This is a genomic window from Lacticaseibacillus sp. YLM2-1 (assembly GCF_056583465.1).
Map to the genome: position 1 here is coordinate 441,242 of NZ_CM152617.1, position 18,640 is coordinate 459,881.

General features: G+C 47.0%; 14 protein-coding genes. 8 read left to right on the forward strand and 6 right to left on the reverse strand.

From position 1 onward, the window contains the following. Nucleotides 1-142: 142 nt before the first annotated feature. The 3 genes from AC07KQ_RS02120 to AC07KQ_RS02130 form a co-directional block, all read right to left on the reverse strand. On the reverse strand, nucleotides 143-1,513 hold the full coding sequence (locus AC07KQ_RS02120; protein ID WP_003563378.1) for an FAD-dependent oxidoreductase: 1,371 nt from the start codon (nucleotides 1,511-1,513) through the stop codon (nucleotides 143-145). A gap of 363 nt (nucleotides 1,514-1,876) precedes the next feature. Beyond that, nucleotides 1,877-2,695, reverse strand: coding sequence for a Cof-type HAD-IIB family hydrolase (locus AC07KQ_RS02125; RefSeq protein ID WP_003659795.1), 819 nt, complete (start codon nucleotides 2,693-2,695; stop codon nucleotides 1,877-1,879). A gap of 315 nt (nucleotides 2,696-3,010) precedes the next feature. Continuing rightward, complete coding sequence (locus tag AC07KQ_RS02130; protein WP_003563382.1) at nucleotides 3,011-3,280, reverse strand: type II toxin-antitoxin system RelE/ParE family toxin; 270 nt, start codon at nucleotides 3,278-3,280, stop codon at nucleotides 3,011-3,013. A gap of 240 nt (nucleotides 3,281-3,520) precedes the next feature. On the opposite strand from AC07KQ_RS02130, the gene AC07KQ_RS02135 reads away from it, so the two are divergent. The 7 genes from AC07KQ_RS02135 (at nucleotide 3,521) to AC07KQ_RS02165 (ending at nucleotide 11,224) form a co-directional block, all read left to right on the forward strand. Further along, entirely contained in the window at nucleotides 3,521-4,528 is a 1,008-nt protein-coding gene (locus AC07KQ_RS02135; RefSeq protein WP_003563383.1) for a LacI family DNA-binding transcriptional regulator, read from the forward strand. 51 nt (nucleotides 4,529-4,579) lie between these two features. Next, nucleotides 4,580-5,071, forward strand: a complete 492-nt coding sequence (locus AC07KQ_RS02140) for a PTS sugar transporter subunit IIB (RefSeq protein ID WP_003563385.1) — start codon at nucleotides 4,580-4,582, stop codon at nucleotides 5,069-5,071. A gap of 42 nt (nucleotides 5,072-5,113) precedes the next feature. Continuing rightward, nucleotides 5,114-5,923, forward strand: a complete 810-nt coding sequence (locus AC07KQ_RS02145) for a PTS mannose/fructose/sorbose/N-acetylgalactosamine transporter subunit IIC (protein ID WP_003563386.1) — start codon at nucleotides 5,114-5,116, stop codon at nucleotides 5,921-5,923. Beyond that, on the forward strand, nucleotides 5,916-6,767 hold the full coding sequence (locus AC07KQ_RS02150; protein ID WP_003568992.1) for a PTS system mannose/fructose/sorbose family transporter subunit IID: 852 nt from the start codon (nucleotides 5,916-5,918) through the stop codon (nucleotides 6,765-6,767). The genes AC07KQ_RS02145 and AC07KQ_RS02150 overlap by 8 nt, the downstream gene beginning before the upstream one ends. Nucleotides 6,768-6,796: 29 nt before the next feature. Further along, nucleotides 6,797-9,040 (forward strand): glycoside hydrolase family 31 protein, encoded by a 2,244-nt coding sequence (locus AC07KQ_RS02155; RefSeq protein ID WP_003563390.1) that lies wholly within the window; start codon nucleotides 6,797-6,799, stop codon nucleotides 9,038-9,040. Nucleotides 9,041-9,129: 89 nt separating this feature from the next. Further along, entirely contained in the window at nucleotides 9,130-9,546 is a 417-nt protein-coding gene (locus AC07KQ_RS02160; RefSeq protein WP_003563393.1) for a PTS sugar transporter subunit IIA, read from the forward strand. Beyond that, a complete protein-coding gene (locus AC07KQ_RS02165) occupies nucleotides 9,539-11,224 on the forward strand; it encodes a glycoside hydrolase family 13 protein (RefSeq protein WP_013245419.1) in 1,686 nt (561 codons plus the stop codon). Before AC07KQ_RS02160 ends, AC07KQ_RS02165 begins: the two co-directional genes overlap by 8 nt. Nucleotides 11,225-11,406: 182 nt before the next feature. Here AC07KQ_RS02165 and AC07KQ_RS02170 read toward each other — a convergent pair whose 3' ends face one another. Continuing rightward, nucleotides 11,407-13,218: an ABC transporter ATP-binding protein gene (locus AC07KQ_RS02170; RefSeq protein WP_003563396.1), complete on the reverse strand. Its 1,812-nt coding sequence runs from the start codon at nucleotides 13,216-13,218 to the stop codon at nucleotides 11,407-11,409. Beyond that, on the reverse strand, nucleotides 13,211-14,920 hold the full coding sequence (locus AC07KQ_RS02175; protein WP_003563398.1) for an ABC transporter ATP-binding protein: 1,710 nt from the start codon (nucleotides 14,918-14,920) through the stop codon (nucleotides 13,211-13,213). Before AC07KQ_RS02175 ends, AC07KQ_RS02170 begins: the two co-directional genes overlap by 8 nt. 547 nt (nucleotides 14,921-15,467) lie before the next feature. Here AC07KQ_RS02175 and AC07KQ_RS02180 point away from each other — a divergent pair. Next, nucleotides 15,468-15,560 (forward strand): putative holin-like toxin, encoded by a 93-nt coding sequence (locus AC07KQ_RS02180; RefSeq protein WP_011674107.1) that lies wholly within the window; start codon nucleotides 15,468-15,470, stop codon nucleotides 15,558-15,560. A gap of 326 nt (nucleotides 15,561-15,886) precedes the next feature. Here AC07KQ_RS02180 and AC07KQ_RS02185 read toward each other — a convergent pair whose 3' ends face one another. Beyond that, nucleotides 15,887-18,619, reverse strand: coding sequence for a YhgE/Pip domain-containing protein (locus AC07KQ_RS02185; RefSeq protein ID WP_003563401.1), 2,733 nt, complete (start codon nucleotides 18,617-18,619; stop codon nucleotides 15,887-15,889). Nucleotides 18,620-18,640 lie beyond the last annotated feature (21 nt).

Consider the following 18,640-nt stretch of genomic DNA (forward strand, 5'->3'; position numbering starts at 1 on the left):
TACAGTATGATTAATGCGGTAGATGCTTAAAGAGCCCTCTTGTGTCAGAATTCTGACACAAGAGGGCTCTTTTTGAAGCTTAATCGTTTATCTGGCTGATTGAAATGAAGACATCATTTGCCTAATGTCTTTTTAAAAGTGGTTAGAACCGCGGTTCGCCTAAAGCGTGTTGCGCAGCCAAGTTCAGCAAGCTCCATTGACGATCAAAACCTGGCTGGAAGAAGAAGTCGGCTTCAGCCAAGTCTTCAAGGCTTAATTGTTGTTGAACGGCGAGTGCCAAGACGTTGCCTTGTGCAGTCACGTCGTAAGTGGACAATACTGCACCGCCTAACAGTCGATGAGTTTGCGGGTCAAAGACTAAGTTGACGCAAACTTGTGGATTGCCGTTAGCTTCTGGCACATAGTCTGGCCGCAGTGAATCGGTATAGAAAGCGGTATGCACGTTAACGTCAGCCCGTTTAGCTGTGAAGGTGTTCAGGCCGCTAGCTGCAAAATGGTAGTCGAAAACGCTCAACGCACTGGAACCAACGACGCCCTTGAATGGCCGTGCTGGATTTTCTGCAAAAATGTTTTCGGCAAGGTAACGGGCTTCACGCCGCGCAACGGTTGCCAAGGCAATCGGCACCTTTTGTTGTGCTGGAATTGAGTAAACCAAAGTGGCATCACCGATAGCATAAACGTCTGGCAAATTGGTCCGCAGATAAGGATCGGTGTTGATGAAGCCGCGTTTATCAAGGTTAACGGTGCCCTTGAGCCATTCCGTTGCTGGATTGATACCCGCTGCTTGAATCACGAGATCGGTTTTAACGTCACCGGCATCCGTTTTGACGGCGCTAACAGCTTCATCGCCTGTGAAGGCTTCGATCTTGACACCAAGCTTGAGCTCAACACCTTTATCAGTGAGTTCCTTGGCCAGAATGTCGGTCATTTCTGGATCCAGATAGGTACCCAGTGGGCGATCAATCATATCCAACAACGTTACTTGTTTACCAGCTTTACGACTGGCTTCAGCCGCTTCAATCCCGATATAACCGGCACCGATGATGGTGACGTGCTTAACCGCCGGATCTTCTAACTTGGCCTTGATGTTGGTGGCCCAATCGTAGCCACGCATCAAGAAGACATTCTTCAAATCGTTGCCTGGCACTGGTAAGGAATTCGGGCGAACGCCTGAGCTCAGAATTAATTTGTCATAAGGATAATCCTGCGTCGTGCCGTTCTTCGTGTCGCGAACGGTGACGGATTTCACATCAGCATTGATTGCCGTCACTTCATGGTTGTTTAACACATGTGCGCCGCGCTTGATCAAATCGTCTGGACGAAAATTCCGAACATCATTCACATCGGTTACTTGATTTTCTAAGAATAGTTCCATCCCGCAGGACATGAACGAAACAAAATCACCTGCTTCAAACATCGTAATGTCTGCATCTGGATAACGATGCAACAGTTCTAAGACGCTTTGGTGACCGCCGTGTGATGCCCCTACAACAATGATCTTTGGCTTGTCCACAAAAATTCCTCCTAATTATGTAGTAACCGCGACTTTTCGTCATCGGCTCTATCTCTATATTAGAATAGTTCCAATCTATAGTCAATGATAGACGACAATTAATTATTGAACAATTTATTTTTAGAGACGACTAACTTTATGCAGATGAGCTTTGGCCACGACGCTGCCTAACAGGGATCGTGGCAACTATCATGTTCAAAAAGGTGGCATCGTGCACGTTTTTTTGTAGAACATTTTTACCCAGTCAAAAGCAATCTCGTTGATGGTTCACAAAGACATGAAAAAAGCCGCTGCACTAAGATTCAATATCTCAGTTGCAGCGACAATTCATTTGCTTATTGAAATCTCATGGCATCCTGACGGTTAGATAATCGCGAAGTGCTTAAGTGCCTTCACCACGCCATCTTCATCATTGCTTGCTGTAATAAAATCAGCACGTTTTTTGACAATGTCCTGGCCGTTAGCCATAGCAACACTTGTCCCGGCGAAATCGAACATATCGAGATCGTTATGTTCATCGCCAAAAGCAATGACATCATCTGCTGAAAATCCGAGGTGTTGCGTGAGTTGCGCTAGGCCCCAGCCCTTATCGACGCCATGGGGCATGATTTCCAGCATAAATGGCATACTGCGAATGACGGTAAAACGATTGCCAAATTCAGTTTCGGCTTGGGGTTGAATCGCGGCAAGCTTATCTGGTTCGCCCAGTAGCATGCCCTTTGCAATCACGAAGTCTTCTGGCATTTCTTGCGGTTCACGGACCTTAATACCGGCCGTATTTTCCCATGCTTGTAAAACGGTGTAACGACTGATATTGCGATCTGCCGTATAAACCTCTCCGGCTGGCGTCAAGACGTTGCTGTCAATGCCGTTGCTAGCGACCGAAGCCGCAAAAGTCGAAAAGTCTTGATAATCCTGATGATTCAGAAACTTTTCAGCAATGATTTTGCCGCTAGCACTTTGCACTACGCCGCCACCTTGAACAATGACATATTGATCGTCGCCTTCTAGCCCCAAAGCCTTTAATGTGGCATGAACGCCGGGCAAAGGTCGTCCGGTACATGGCACAACCTTGATGCCGGCAGCAATCGCCGTCTTTAAACCGCTAATTGTAGCGGGTGACAGCTGCTTATGTGAATTTAATAATGTGTCATCCAAATCAACCGCAATCAAACGGTACATGGCAGTCACACCCCTTCCTCATGCCAGCTTAGCACAGCGGGGTGGGAGGGGACAATGTGGGAAATAAACGGTGAGAAATGGCCAATAAACGCTGCTGGTAATGGCCGGACATAAAAACGACTTCCTGAACAAAGGAAGTCGCTTCCGTTCGAATGACCTTCAATAACGCGGATGACCACTCCGCAGTGATCATCGAATGATATTTTGTGCTTTACTCCAAGCACATAGTAACATGAAAGATTGTCGTCTTGCCAATTGTTGTTGGTTGTCAAAAGAAGGCGCCTTAACTTTGGTCGACAGTAGACCAAAATAACGTCAAATGTCACCATGACGCCCCACATCCAGCAACCGTACCGTCAAATCTTCTACCCGATAGATCAGCAACCAGCTGCCTTTAATGAACAAAGCGCGATCAGGTTTGCGACTTTTGATGACATGATCGTCGTATTTTTCCGGCAGCGGGTCGCCGGTTTTCAGGTAGTTGGTGACTTGTTCAAAGTCGTTCTGAGTAAAGCGGCCAGCTTGGAGGAGTTGCTTGAGGTGCTTTTTGAAGCGTGATTGTTGTGTGAGTTGGTAGTGGGGCATGATGGACCTGCCTTTCTTGTTTTCTTAAGCGTACCGCAACGAACAACAATGGAAAAATATTTTTATCAAAGACAGTGGTGACTTGTGAAGGATTGGTTAACGTCATGTCACACTTTTAAAAAGAAATTCACAAAATTGATTTGGCTTGTTTTTGAAATCGATACCAAAAAAGCGTTGACAAGAAATCTGAAAGCGCTATATTATTCATGTAATCAAGGAGATGCGGAGGAGCGGCGAAAAATGGCAACGATTTCAGAAGTGGCAAAGTTAGCCGGGGTTTCGGTTTCAACGGTATCACGGATCATTAACCACAAACCACATGTTTCACCGCGCAAAGCGGCCCTGGTTGCCGATGCCATGGCGAAGTTGGGTTACACACCGCTTCAAGCTGCTCGACAAATGCGTGGTTCTGGCTCGCAGACGATTGCCGTGACGGTTCCTTACATTACGAACCCGTTTTTTTCAGAACTCGTTGCAGCGATTGAACGCACTGCCGATGAGCGATCCTATAAGACAGTCATTGTGCAAACATTCGGTCAGAAAAGTCACGAACTGAATGCCTTGGAATTTCTCAAGACGAACCAGGTTGATGCTGTGATTATGTGCGCAATTGAGAATGACTGGGATTTGATTAAGCAGTATCGGCAATACGGTTTGATTGGTATTTGTAATGAATACGTTGCCGATCCTGAGGTTTTGATGGTGCGTGCCGATCAGGAAGGCGGTATGTATGCGGGTACTAAATATCTCTTGAATCGTGGTTATCGCAAGCTAGCATTTTGCACCGGGCAGCAAGCTATTCGATACAATGACAAACTTGAAGATTTGAATAGTGATCGTTATCGTGGCTATCTTCGGGCATTGCGTGAATTCGACTTGGAGCCAGCGGTGGAATGGCAGTTTACAGATGTTGGAACCATTGCTGATGGTCAAGATGTTCTTCAGCGCATCATGGTCATGAAGCATCGTCCTGATGCTGTGATCGCCGGCTCGGATCAAGCAGCCGCTGGCATGATTGCTGAAGCGCAGACCATGCAATTGAAGGTGCCTGAAGAACTTGCTGTTCTTGGCTTTGATGATCAACCGCTGAGTCAGGTGGTTGCGCGGCCGTTAACAACCATTCATCAACCAGTACATGAGATCGGTGATCGTATTGCTAATATGGTCGCTGATGACTTGGAAGAAAAAACGGTTGAAGCCAGACAAGTCGTTTTACCGCTTTCTGTTGTTGTTCGTCAGTCGGTTTAATCTTTTTTGAGCAAAATTGGTATCAATACCAAAAATATGGAGGAAATTAATATGACAGTCGTATTAGCACGAGTAGATCAACGTTTAGTTCATGGCATCGTTGTCAATCAATGGGCTGCTGAGGTGCAGCCGAAGCGCTATATGGTCATTGATGATGCTGTTAGTCAGGATGAAGACGTGAAAGCTAGCATGCGGTTGAGCAAACCAGCCGGCACAGGAATGTCCATCATCGACACTGAAAAAGCTTTGACGAATTTTAAAGCTGGTAAGTATGACGCCCAACGGGTATTCGTTATCGCAAAGGAGCCCAGCACCATGTTGAAATTGTTGGACGCTGGCATCGAAATTCCGCGTGTCGATATCGGTATCATTTTTGCAGAAGACGGACGGACACAGATCAGCAAATTTGTTTCCGTTAATCAACAAGAAGTTGCTGATTTTAAAGAACTCGAAAAGCGCGGCGTCCCTGTGAACATTCGCTATGTACCCGCTGATTCACCCGAACCATTTGATAAGGCCATTGCAGGCAAAGACATTAAATAATCAGCGAGTTCTTGGCTGAAGAACGCGCGAGGAGGAAACATCATGCCACATATTTTGCAAGATATCCTGATCATTTTCTTGGCATCATACGCAACGCTTGATAATCAAGGTATCACGATTATGAACTACTGGCCGGTGACGGTCGGACTTTTTGCCGGATTGATTATGGGTGATTTACCGACAGCCATGACCATTGCCGGGACTTTCCAATTAATGAGTTTAGGGGTTGCCGGCCTAGGTGGCGCATCTGTGCCTGACTACGGCTTAGCTACCATCGTTGGGATCTATTTGTCAGCCCGGACAGGTGCAGGATTGGGAGCCGCGGTTGCCGTTGGACTGCCAGTCGGGCTGTTGACGATTCAACTGGATGTTTTAATTAAAATCGTCAACAACTTCATTGCTCACAAGGCACAAGCATATGCGCATGCCAAAGAATTTAATAAAATGCGGATGATTAACTGGCTTGGACCGTTGTTCTTCGCCCTCAAGAACTTTATTCCCATGATCTTGATTGTCACAGTTGGACCTTCTGCCATCAGTGCCTTGCTCAAGATCATTCCTAAGTGGCTTACAAATGGTTTGACAATCGCAGGTAGCATGTTGCCAGTTGTTGGTATTGGGATGCTGATGCATTACATGCCTTTGAAGAAGTATATCTGGGTTCTTATGATCGGTTTCGTTATGTCAGCTTATCTGAAAGTGCCGATTCTTGGCGTTGCGATCATTGGTTTGGCACTAGCAATTTACACCTATCAGAACCTGATCAGTGCTTCTAAGAAGAAGGAAGCGGCGACAGCTAATGGTGCTGATGCTTCAGATGATGATGACGAAGGAGACGATTACGATGAGTGATGTACAGCAAACAACCAACCAGCCGAGTGCGACACAACCTAAGCTGACTAAAAAAGAACGACACAGTGCCATCCTTCGTTACATGGCCATGGGCGTCAACAATTTTAACTACGAAACGCAGCAGGGGCCATCCGTTGTTTGGGCATTTTCAAAGGTTCTGCGGAAAATTTATCCCGATGATGATGAGTATGTCGCTGCTTTGGACAATCATTTTAAATACTTCAATACGACCACTGCAATGGCTGGCATGATCTTAGGGGCAACGCTGGCCATGGAAGAACGTGATGGCATTAAGTCCAAAGATGCGGTTCAGGCGTTGAAGACATCGCTGATGGGCCCATTTGCCGGCGTTGGTGACACGATCATCTGGATTCTGTTACCGACGATCATGGGTTCTATTGCCGGTTATATGGCCCTCCAAGGCAATCCACTAGGTGCAATTATCTGGATTCTCGTTGATATTTTGCTGTTCTGGGTTCGAATTAAGCTGTTTGACATCGGTTATGATTCTGGGGTTAAGCTGGTTACGACCATGGCTAACCAATTGAGTGCTTTCACAGAAGCTGCTTCCGTGATGGGGATTACCGTTGTCGGTACATTGATTGCAACGGTTGTTAAAGTTTACACACCACTACAATTCCAGTTTGGCAAAGTTAAGTTAGCGATGCAGACAGGTATTCTTGACAAAATCATGCCTGCCTTGCTGCCTGCCTTGGTTGCCTGGATGGTTTACAAGTTGCTCGGTTCGAAAAAATGGACGCCTAATCGTGTCATTGTCCTAATTTTAGCCATTGCACTCGTAGGTTCCTTCTTTGGTATTCTCGGGATTGAACCAACAAAGTAATCATGATGAAAGATTGAGGGGTTGATATTTTGAATCAGAAGAATCAAGTCAGCGGGGATCATTACCGGTTTACCGTCATTACAAATAAGATGATCCGCATGGAATATCAATCTGCCGGTCAGTTTGAAGATGCAACGACGCAAACAGTGGTTAATCGCGATTTTGGCAAGCCGGATTTTCAGGTGACTCGTGATCAAGAAGGTTTTGCTGTCCAAATCGAGACAGATTCATTTCACCTCTATTATCGCGGTGGTGAATTCAACGGTGCCAACTTGTTCATTGATACAAAATACAATTTTCAGACGCACTATCCGCGTTGGCATTACGGTGATCCCGATGTCAAGAACTTGCTTGGAACGGCCCGAACGTTAGATGGCGCAGATGGTGCTGTATCGCTGGATTCAGGGATTATGTCCAAAGACGGTTTTACTATTTTGGATGACTCAACCAGTATGCTGCAAGCTGGCACATCGATCAGGAATCGGCCTGTTGAGGAAATTGATCTTTATGGCTTTGCATACGGTCACGACTATCGCAAGGCTTTGTATGATTATTATCAGCTCACTGGATTTCCGCCGATGGTACCACGGTTTGCGTTAGGTAATTGGTGGAGTCGCTTCTATCCTTATACGCAAGAAAGTTACCTTGCGCTCATGGATCGTTTCCAAAAAGCTGGTATTCCAATAGCGGTCGCTGTCTTGGATATGAACTGGCATGTCACAGATATTCCGACGAAGTATGGCAGCGGTTGGACTGGATATACTTGGAATAAAAAGCTGTTCCCGGAACCAGAAAAATTATTGGCAACCTTACACGCACAAGGCAAACATATCACGCTCAATGTGCACCCGGCTGCTGGTATCCGCCCTTCTGAAGTGCAGTATCCAGAAGTTGCTGAGGCTGTCGGTATTGATCCAGCCTCTAAGCAGCCGGTGTTGTTTGATTTAAACAATCGAAAATTTATTCAAGCTTACTTTAACTTAGTTCATCATCCGCTTGAAAAACAGGGGATTGATTTCTGGTGGCTTGATTGGCAACAGGGTGCTGCACGATCACGTGCGCAGATTGATCCATTATGGTCGCTTAACGTGCTGCATTTTCTGGATCAGGTGAAAGAAAAGAAGGATCAAGCGCTGATCTTGTCACGCTATGCTGGACCTGGCAGTCACCGGTATCCAATTGGGTTTTCTGGTGATTCCATTGCCAGTTGGCGATCATTAACTTTCCAACCGTACTTCACAGCAACGGCCACGAATATTGGCTACACCTGGTGGAGTCATGATATCGGCGGGCATATGCACGGCAGCTATGATCCTGAATTGTCACTACGCTGGCTGCAGTTCGGTGTTTTCAGTCCGATTATGCGGTTGCACAGTTCGGACAATCCGTTTATGGGCAAGGAACCATGGCAATATGATCTGGAAACGGATAAGAGCATGACACGTTTCATGCGATTGCGCGCTCAGCTTGTCCCTTATCTGGCGACGGCGGATGTGTTGACACATCAGCAAGGCATGCCATTGATTGAACCTGTTTATTATCGATATCCAGAAGTAAAAGAAGCTTATCAGTTCAAAAATGAGTACTTCTTCGGGTCAGAAATGCTGGTCGTACCGATCACAACGCCTAGTGATGACACAACGGGCTTAGCCAGTGCAGAAGGTTATGTGCCAGCCGGTACCTGGACCGATTTATTTACCCACCAGCAATATACTGGTCCGGCAGTTGTTAAGTTCTATCGCAACAAGTTTCAGTATCCGGTTCTTGTGCGCTCAGGTGGCATCGTGCCATTAGCTGATGACGCTATGGCGGCCATTGATGATCTGCCTGAAGCTATGACCGTTACGCTTTTCCCTGGCAAGCAACATGCCTATGTATTACATGAACAGACAGCGGCTGGGAAAGCGCAAACCAAATTTTCTTGGGATCCCGTGGCCGGTACATTTGGGATGACCGTTACTGATCCTAATCACATCATTCCCGAGAAGCGGACCTATCAATTACAAATTGTGGGCGTTAAAACCACAATGAAACCATTCTCAGGACGATTTGATCAGCGACTGACACTTGATTTAGAAGCCGAAGATCAACAGGCAATTAAACTGCAGCATATCTTTGCAATTCTGCAACATGCTAAAGTTGCGTTTGATCTGAAAAAGCAGTTGTGGCAAAGCGTTAACGATATGCCAGCAAGTAGAGCAGCATTAACTGTTGCCAGTCTCGCACCGGCAACACTGAGCGATGCACTTTTGGAGATACTTTTGAATGATTAGGCCTGAAATGACCGTCCTTTGGTCATTGCGGATAAGGTCCTTAGGTGCAGGTTTCTGGTCTGGTAAACGTGGTTAGAGGAGGAAGATTCATGAAACGCACAATCGTATTGGCGTCACATCATCGGCTCGCTGAAGGGTTGAAAGACACATTGAATTTCATTAGTGGCGGCGGTCAAGACATCGTGACGCTGGCAGCGTATTTGGACAATCAGCCGGTTGAAAAGCAAGTCGATGAGGTTATGACTGCTTTCCCAGCTGATCGTGATGTTGTGGTATTGACGGATATGACGGCAGGGAGCGTTAATCAAAAGTTCTTCAAATATCGCACACGTCCGCATACACATATCATCAGCGGCATGAATCTGCCACTTGCACTTGGCGTTGCGATGGAACCGGCTGATCAGTATATTAGCGATGCTCGAATTGATGCGCTGATTCAAGAGGCCAAAGATGCAATCGTCAATGTCAACGAGATTCAAGTTGAGGAAGATGACGATGATGAATGAAATACCATGGTGGAAAAAAAGCGTTGTCTATCAGGTTTATCCGAAAAGCTTCAATGATAGTAACGGTGATGGCGTTGGAGACTTAAATGGTATCACTGAAAAATTGGATTATTTAGCCGATTTGGGCGTAGATGTGCTCTGGCTGAATCCGATTTACCGATCACCACAGGTTGATAACGGCTACGATATTTCGAATTATCGCGATGTTGAACCACAATTAGGGACAATGGCCGATTTTGAACACTTGTTGCAGGCAGCACATGATCGACATCTAAAGATTATCTTGGACTTGGTTGTGAATCACACGTCTGATCAACATCCGTGGTTCAAAGCCGCCAAATCATCAGTGAGCGATCCGCATCACGATTACTACATCTGGAAGAAGCCAGTTGACGATCATGAGCCTAATAATTGGGGCTCAAGCTTTGGCGGTTCAGCTTGGGAATACAAAAAAGATCTGGGCGAGTATTACCTGCATCTTTTTGCCAAGCAACAACCGGATCTCAACTGGGAAAATCCTAAGGTACGCCAAGAAGTTTATGATCTCATGCGCTTTTGGCTAGATAAGGGAGTTTATGGCTTCCGGATGGATGTCATATCACTGATTTCTAAAGATCCGGCTTATCCAGATGGCCCGCTCATTCAAGGCAAGGCATACGGTAGTTATTATGCCGGAGCGGCAAATGGCCCAAAGGTTCATGATTACCTGCAGGAAATGCACGAGCAAGTGTTGTCGCACTACAATATCATGACGGTTGGCGAGACGCCCCATACAACGGCACAGCAGGCGCAATTATACACGGCGGCAGATCGTCACGAGTTGGATATGGTTTTTCATTTTGACCATATGCATCTTGACTATGGCCAATATGGCAAGTTCTCGACAAATCGATTTAAATTAGTTGATCTCAAAGAAGTCTTGGCACGTTGGGAGAACACATTAGCGCAAGTCGATGGCTGGAACAGCCTTTACTGGAGCAACCACGATCAGCCGCGGCCTGTGACACGATTTGGAGATGAAGGCCAGTATCGAATTCGATCAGCCAAAATGCTGGGTACGGTGTTGCACATGTTGCAAGGAACCCCCTATATTTTTGAAGGCGAAGAACTCGGTCTGAAGAATGTTCATTTTGATCAATTAAGCGATTATAACGATCTTGAGACCAAGAACATTTTCAAAGAACTCACCCAACAGCATCATGAAAGTCCTGAGGCGGCCATGAAGGCCATTTATCTGCATTCGCGCGATAATGCTCGTACGCCGATGCCTTGGGATGGCAGTGAAAAAGGTGGTTTCACCACCGGACAACCATGGCTGGGACTAAATCCAGATCACAAGCAGATTAACGCGGCTAAGGATCTGGCAGATAGTGACGGTGTTTACCACTATTATCAACACCTGATTAAATTACGACATGAAGAGCCATTGATTACCACTGGTGTATTTGAACTACTTGCCCCTGATGATCCGAACTTGTTTATTTACCTGCGCAAAGGGGAACATGAGATTTTGCTGGTGGCAGGTAACTTCTCAAGTGAGGAACGCACATGGTCAGTGCCAGATGACTTGCAAGCTAAGGATGTGGATGTGTTGATTCGGAATAGTGAAATTTCCGATTCACTAAAGAAAACACTGACATTACCACCATTTGGCGCAGTGGTGTACAAGCTTCAATAGCAATACGAGTGAGTTCGAATTCACGAAAAATGCTCATCTTCTAGTTTGGCTTAGAAGATGAGCATTTTTGTGTTATATCGTGTCTTTGCCAGAAAAATTCCATCAATAGATTTTGTTACTGGAGTGTTTTTGACTTAAGCTGTTTTATTGAAGCAGCATTAAGTTCTAGAACGCAAGCTTGTTTATCGTTTCATCTTATCCATATCCGCCAACGGGCTATTGTACAACTTAGCATAGAACCCACCAGCCGCTAGCAGTTGCTCATGGGTACCAGATTCGATGAGTTTGCCTTGGTCAATAACGAGGATTTTGCTTGCATTGCGAATCGTGGATAGGCGGTGCGCGATCACGAAGCTGGTGCGCTGTTGCATGAGGCGGTTCATGGCATGCTGGACATCAGTTTCGGTGTTGGAGTCGATGGAGGCGGTCGCTTCATCAAGAACGAGAACGGGTGCTTGGGCTGCGAAGGCGCGGGCAATGCTGAGGAGCTGCCGCTGGCCTTGCGAGAGGCGGCTAGCGTTTTCGCTAAGCATAGTGTCGTAACCGTCTGGCAGTTGGTTAATGAAGCCGTCAGCATTTGCGGCTTTGGCGGCAGTTTCGACTTCGGCGTCAGTGGCGTCTGGCCGACCCATGCGAATATTTTCGCGAATGGTTGCGGTAAAAAGGAACGATTCTTGCTGAACAACTGTGACGAGCCGCCGCAAACTAGCAAAGGTAATTTGGGTGACATCGTGATCATCAAGGGTAATGCTGCCGCTGGTGAGTGGGTATAGATCGGTGAGCAGGTTCATAATGGTTGTTTTCCCTGCACCAGTCGGACCGACAATGGCGACGACTTCCCCTTGATGAGCAGTGAAACTAATATCGTGTAGCACCTCGGTTTTACCGTCATAGGCGAAGGAGACGTGATCGAACTTAACATTGCCCGCTGTGTGATCTAACTCGACGGCATTCGCGGCATCTTTTTCAGGCTCAGCATCGACGACTTGGAAAACGCGTTCGGCCGAGGCTAAGGAAAGTTGCAAGGTGTTGATGAGGTTCAGAATGTTGTTGATCGGCCCAGTAAAGTTGCGCAGATAGATCAGGAAGGTGAAAATGACACCGACTGTGATACTGGTCCCACCGCGAAGAATGGCAAGCGCACCGGCAAATGTGATCAGCAAGTAGGCAAAATTATTGGTCATATTGTTGAAGGGACCGATGACCCCAGAGAAAAGTTGTGCGCGATAGGCTGCGGCAGTGTAGCGGGCATTGGTTTCATTGAAACGGTCAATGGTATCCTGTTGATGATCGAAAAGCTGGACCAACTGTTTACCAGAAACATTTTCTTCAATTTGGGTGTTCAAGCTGCCCAATTCTTGTTGCTGAATCGTGAAGGCTTTTTGGGTGATGCGTGCTGCGGTTCGCGAGTAAAAGAAAGTCGCGACAGACGCCAGAACGACAATGCCGGTTAGTAGCGGGCTGAGTAGTAACATGGCAATACCCATACCGACAACACTGATAATGCCGGTATAAAGCTGTACAAAAGTTTGCATCAGTGCGGTGTTGATGTTGTCGACATCGTTGGTCAATCGGCTCATGATATCGCCGTTATCATGCGTATCAAAATACCGCATCGGTAAACGTTGCATTTTGGCAAACAGGTCGTGCCTAATCGCAGCACTAGTGCGTTGTGCGACTTTGGTGGTGATACTTGTTTGAAAATACGTGAAGATACTGCTCAAAAAATACATTCCAGCCAACAAACCGCTGACAATGAACAATTCGCGCAGACGGCCTTTGGTGATAAACTGGTCGACCACGATCCCATTGACCCGGTTGCCAACAATGGTGGCCAACGTTGTGAATAATGTGAGGCCAAAAACGATCAGCAGCTTGCGGCGATCCGTATCGAGATAGCCCCAAATCCTTCGCACGGTTTGTTTCCAATCAACTAAGGTGACTTTTTCGGGGTGCAAATTACGTGGCCCGCGTCTGCCGTTGAGATTAATCAATGTAGTCACCTCCCAGTTGGGTTTGAACCAGTTGCGCGTAAAATGGCGAACTTTTGACCAACTCGGTATGCGTTCCGCGAGCCGTAATTTGCCCGTTTTGCATGACGATGATTTGATCACAGTCCATGATGTTCGGGACGCGTTGCGAAATGATGATGGTTGTACGGTTGCGGCGAGCCTTAACCAAGGCATCTTGAATCTCAGTGTTGGTTTCCTGATCCACAGCACTGGTAGCGTCATCCATGACCAGAATATCAGGATCGGGGATGATGGCGCGGGCAAGATTCAGACGTTGCCGTTGACCGCCAGAAAAGTTTTTCCCAGCTTCTTCGACGGGGGCATCATAATTAGTCCCGACAAACTCAGTTGCCCTAGCGATAGCAACGCCGCTGGCTAATTGTGTCGGCGTGGCTTGCGGCGCGCCATAACTCAGATTATGCGCGACAGTGCCAGAAAAAAGCAGTGAGTCCTGTAAGGCGACCGTGATTTTTTTGTGTAAAGCCGGTAAGGTGATTTGTTGGATATCGGTGCCACCGACCGTGATATTGCCTTGATAATGCTCATAAAGTCGGGTTAATAAGGCGATCAGCGTGGTTTTGCCAGAACCAGTGGAGCCGATAATGCCCAGCCACTGACCGCTTGGAACGGTGAGATTGATGTCATCAAGGATCGGTCGACTTTGCGAAAAACCAAAGTTCACGTGCTCAAACTGGATGGTGCTACCAGCTGGGGCAGGTAATGTCCCACTGGCCTCAGTACCTGCTTCTTCGGCCAAAACGGCGTTGACGCGTGCACTAGAAGTAATTGCCCGTGAAAAGGTCGTGATGAGGTTAACGGTATTGGTCATCGCCGTCGTAATTTGAATCATGTAATTGACGAACGCCATGATTTCGCCAGTGGTGATGGTGCGGCTGATGGCTAGATTGCCGCCATAAGCCAGTGCAGCAACGACTGCCAGATTAAGTACCAGCATGATCAGTGGCGCCAAAGTGACCGTTGCCAAAACGGCGCGTTGACTAATCGTCTGCAGGTTGCGATTTTCAGTGTTGAATTGAGTCAGTTGGTGGTCTTCCAGTACGTACGCCTTGATCGTTTTGGCGCCAGTCAAGTTTTCACTCATAATCCGGTTCATGACGTCAACTTGTCCTTGCATAGCCGTGTAAAGTGGCAGCGAACGTCGAACGATGACGTAGATATAGATGGCAAGAATGGGTAAGGCAATCAAAATGATCCATGACAGCCGTGGTGATACGATAATCGACATGACAATGCCGCCGAACAGCAGCATAGGCGAGCGAACGAGTCCGCGCGTCAGCATGCTTACCAGCGTCTGCATTTGCGTAACATCGTTTGTGATGCGGGTGATGAGTGTTTCGGGTTTGAGTGCTTGGGGATCGCGATCGGCCAGTGAAATAGCCAGCAGATGAGTCCGCAGGTTTTGGCCCATTTTCAAGGCTGCATAGGAGGAGAAGGCGTTACAGATAGCACCTAAAGCGAACGCAGCAATAGCAATCACTGCCATGAGAATAGCGGTATGCCAAACATAAGTCATATCTTTCTTAGCCAATCCCACGTCCACGATGCTAGCCATCAAGGTCGGTTGTTGCAGGTCAAGCAATGCTTCGCCCATGATCGCTAACGGCGCGAGAAAAAAACTTACCCGTGCCCAGCCGTGCATATGGTCGAACAAAATTTTCAGCATGTCAGTTGCCTCCGTTTTGGTTATTGAGCTCATTCTACGGCTGGATTGAAAAAGATGCATGTGATCAGCTTGTTGAATGGGTAGACAAACGATGCTTCGGTGCTTTTTGAAGATGAAGAAGTTTCCAGAGAAGTTGGAGGTTGAAGTAGGTAGATAGACATAAATAAGCCGCCACGGAAAGCTTGTACAGCTCCGTGACGGCTTATCTTTAAACTGGGTTGCTGCTTGCTCGGCTCGTGACGACTTAGTTCAATAAACGAGCTGCCGTTAAGTAGCATTGTTGAACCATAGCGCTTGCTCCCACCAGCAACGCTTTTGGTACGCTCAAATGCTATCATGTCTTGCTGATATGAATCAACGGATTAGTATGTTTCATATGAGTGTCTCTTTTTAATATATAACAAATGGTATATATGGCGTGAGCTAATAGCGACTGATAGACTGGAAACGACAATGCTACGCGACGGTGGCTCTTTCTTAAGAAGGAGGTGGTGGCTATGGTTTTAGAACTGTAGAGATCACAAAATTCTTTGAAAGGAGGAGCACGATGTCGATCTATGAAGCTTTGAGCCTTATGATCATGTTCGGGTTGTTTATTCTCGGACTGATTACCTTGGTTCTGAAGCTGAATGATCGGTGATACCAAAAAGCCGTCACGAGCTAGCTGGGTAGGCTTATCGTGACGGCTTAATTTTACTATAGGCCACCGGTTAAGCAGCATTGTTGAATCATGGAGTCGCTGGTTCCCGCCAGCGGCTCTTTTTCGTTACATATATATTAAACCATGACAAGGCCTTTGTAACAATCTGTCAACACCATGTTTTGCAAAAAGATTTTCTTACACTTGATTGATAAAGGCGTGGTGGCTTGAAAACAGTCCCTAATCATGGATAAAAGATTATCAACAGTTGCCCAAATACAAGGTGTAAGCAGATTGTTACAGCTCAACTGACGCAGCTTTCTACGTTATTCAATAATCTTAGACTTCCGCGTGATATGGTGCATTTTCTCGATCCACGGGCGAATTGGTTCTTTTAGGAAAAGCCCCAGAAGGAAGAAGGCAACGCCGAATGCCACGAGGATGAAGAGATCTTGCCACAGATTTGGCCAGTAGATCCCGCCAACGGTTTCGCGCAGCAAGTTGACGGCATAGGTGAATGGCAGCCATGGGTTAATGGCTTGGAAGAACTTACCTGAGAGTACAACGGGGAAGTTGCCACCTGCGCCGGAGATGGATAGGACTAAAATAATGATTCCCAGGCCCTTACCGATATTGCCGAACAGGGAAATTAACATGTATAGAATTGAGACAAAGACTAGGCTTAGCAACATCGCAAACAGCAAATACAGCGGCTTGTCGACAACGTACGTCCCGATTAGGAAGAGATTACCGAGTGCGGCGATGAGGCCTTGCAGCATTCCCAGTCCTGCAAACGTTAACCAGCGAGCGGTGTACATCTGTTTGACGGTCGCATGAGCCAACGATTCCGGCAGCTGATATTCGGTAATGAGAATGGCGCCGAGCAGCAAGGCACCGACCCAAATACATAAGGCCAAATAAAATGGGGCACTTTGCGAGCCATAGGTTGGGATATGATAGAAACTCGTTTGCTTGAGCTCTACCGGTTTAGCTAAAAAGCCGGCTTCTTTCGTGGCATCACGTCTCAGCAGTTTGATCAACTGCGACAGATCAACGGATTTCTCGCCTTTTTTGATTGCGGTTGCGCCTTTTTGAATGGCATCTTTCAATGTTGGCCAGTCATCTTTGATTAAGGTTTGTGCATCATCCAGCCCGCTTTGTAGTTGCGGCATTTTTTCGTTGGCTAAAGCGAGCGTTGATGTCAGGTCGCTTTCCACACCGGGTAGATCTTGATTGATAAAATTTGTTGCCTTGGTCAATTTCGTTTTAAGACTTGGGAAGTCATTTTGATATAAGTCAGCGACTGTCGTGATACCACTGGTGATCAAGTTCATATGACCGTTCAGCAGCGTATTGGCATCAGTGAGTTCCTGCTTCAAGGCTGGTAACTGTTTTTGGGTTTTAACCAAAAAAGTGTTGGCTTGTGTCAGTAAGTCCTTTGTTCCGCTGAGTAAACTCGGTAGTTCCGGCAATACTTGATCGTTGATTTTAGTCAGCGTTGTGGCAGCATCAGCAAGCGCAGCCTTGAAAGCGTTCAGTACTTGCTTCACACTCGTGCCGAGATCCAGATCCTTGAGTGTATTGGCATCACTTGCAAATTTCTGAGCGACATCATTGAGTGTCGCCAAACGACTTTGTAACTCATTGGTACTTAAATTTGGCACGTCTTTGGCGAGATCGCTGGCGGCCGTCTGAACAGCAGTAGCGGTAGTCGCAACATCACGCAGTCGCGTAATGGCACCGGCCAACGGTTGATCGTCCTTACCGGTCAGCTTGTTAAGACTGGTTTGCAGGCGGGTTAATGTATCGACCAGACTGGTGGCATTGGCTGCCACTTTGCCTTGGCGATCAGATAAAGCGGTTAATCGGGCCACCATTGCCTGTTTGATAGCGGCGGTATCACTGCTAGTGTCCAACTGCTGCAACTGATTTTGCAAGGTAGTTAAGTCAGCACTTAAACTAGTATTCGCGGCGGCTATCAATGTCAGACCAGCATCGACCGCATTTTGAACCACATCAAGTGCTATGCTGACTTTGGGCAAGACTTCATCTTTGGTCGTGCCAATCGCTGCCTGGGCGTTTTTGCCAAAGTCGGTCAGAGCAGGCAAAGTGCCGTCAACTTGATTGACGACGGTAATGCCCTGACTGGTGACCGCCACGGCCTTCGTAACCGCTGATTCTAGTTGGCCAAAGTTGGTGGTCACTGTATTAAGCTGCGCACCGGCTTGTTGCACTTCAGGCAACTTGCTGCGAACATCGACCGCCAACTGACCGGCATCGGCTACCATTGGTAAATACCCGTTGGCTGCCGTTAATTTTTGGGCCATTTGATTGACTTCAGGCAAGTAGGTGGCCATTTCGTTGGCGGCCGCCAGTTTTTCTCGGATGGCCGGCATTTTACTCTGCAAAACCCCGACTTCCGCGATGTATTTTTCAATTGTCGGTAATTGATCGTTTGTATTGGTTACCAGACTTGCAAAGCGCCGAATCATCGGCAGATTGTCATCCAGCTTAATGCCTGCCTGATTGAAGACAGTCACCAAGGTTTTGGCAACGGTTGACACAAATTCGTCTGAAATGGTGTTTTGCAGCGTGGACGCCCCGCTTGCAGTAATTTTAGGGGCGATGGCATTAATTTTTTCATTCACGTAATAATCTAGCTTTGGTTTGTGAATCTTACCATCGACAAAACTAAGCAAGTCCGTTGAGAAATCTTTGGGAACAACGACACCTGCGTAATATTTGCCGCTTTTGACCCCTTCCTGAACCGCCTTTTTGGAGTCCACAAAACGCCAGCCGAGTTGCTTGTTATGCTTTAGTTGGGTGACCAGCTCATCGCCAATGGCAATTTTTTTGTCACGGAATTCGGTTGATTTATCCGCTGAATACACGGCAACAGTAAGATCTTGGGTATTGCTGTAAGGATCCCATAGCGCCCAGACATTGAACCAACAGTAGAGACTGGGGATCACAACCAGCGCCAAAATGAGTAAGAAAGCGAATGGGCTTTTAACAATTCGCTTCCAGTCCAGTGCAACTAATTTTCCTATGTTTCGCATTGTGCTCCTCCAGTGATTTTC

Bases quoted from the DNA above. Each gene is read 5' to 3' on its own strand.
- AC07KQ_RS02140 (WP_003563385.1), top strand. From the start codon at position 4,580: ATGACAGTCGTATTAGCACGAGTAGATCAACGTTTAGTTCATGGCATC.
- AC07KQ_RS02185 (WP_003563401.1), bottom strand. From the start codon at position 18,619: ATGCGAAACATAGGAAAATTAGTTGCACTGGACTGGAAGCGAATTGTT.
- AC07KQ_RS02130 (WP_003563382.1), bottom strand. From the start codon at position 3,280: ATGCCCCACTACCAACTCACACAACAATCACGCTTCAAAAAGCACCTC.
- AC07KQ_RS02125 (WP_003659795.1), bottom strand. From the start codon at position 2,695: ATGTACCGTTTGATTGCGGTTGATTTGGATGACACATTATTAAATTCA.
- AC07KQ_RS02150 (WP_003568992.1), top strand. From the start codon at position 5,916: ATGAGTGATGTACAGCAAACAACCAACCAGCCGAGTGCGACACAACCT.
- AC07KQ_RS02135 (WP_003563383.1), top strand. From the start codon at position 3,521: ATGGCAACGATTTCAGAAGTGGCAAAGTTAGCCGGGGTTTCGGTTTCA.
- AC07KQ_RS02180 (WP_011674107.1), top strand. From the start codon at position 15,468: ATGTCGATCTATGAAGCTTTGAGCCTTATGATCATGTTCGGGTTGTTT.
- AC07KQ_RS02175 (WP_003563398.1), bottom strand. From the start codon at position 14,920: ATGCTGAAAATTTTGTTCGACCATATGCACGGCTGGGCACGGGTAAGT.
- AC07KQ_RS02145 (WP_003563386.1), top strand. From the start codon at position 5,114: ATGCCACATATTTTGCAAGATATCCTGATCATTTTCTTGGCATCATAC.
- AC07KQ_RS02165 (WP_013245419.1), top strand. From the start codon at position 9,539: ATGAATGAAATACCATGGTGGAAAAAAAGCGTTGTCTATCAGGTTTAT.
- AC07KQ_RS02160 (WP_003563393.1), top strand. From the start codon at position 9,130: ATGAAACGCACAATCGTATTGGCGTCACATCATCGGCTCGCTGAAGGG.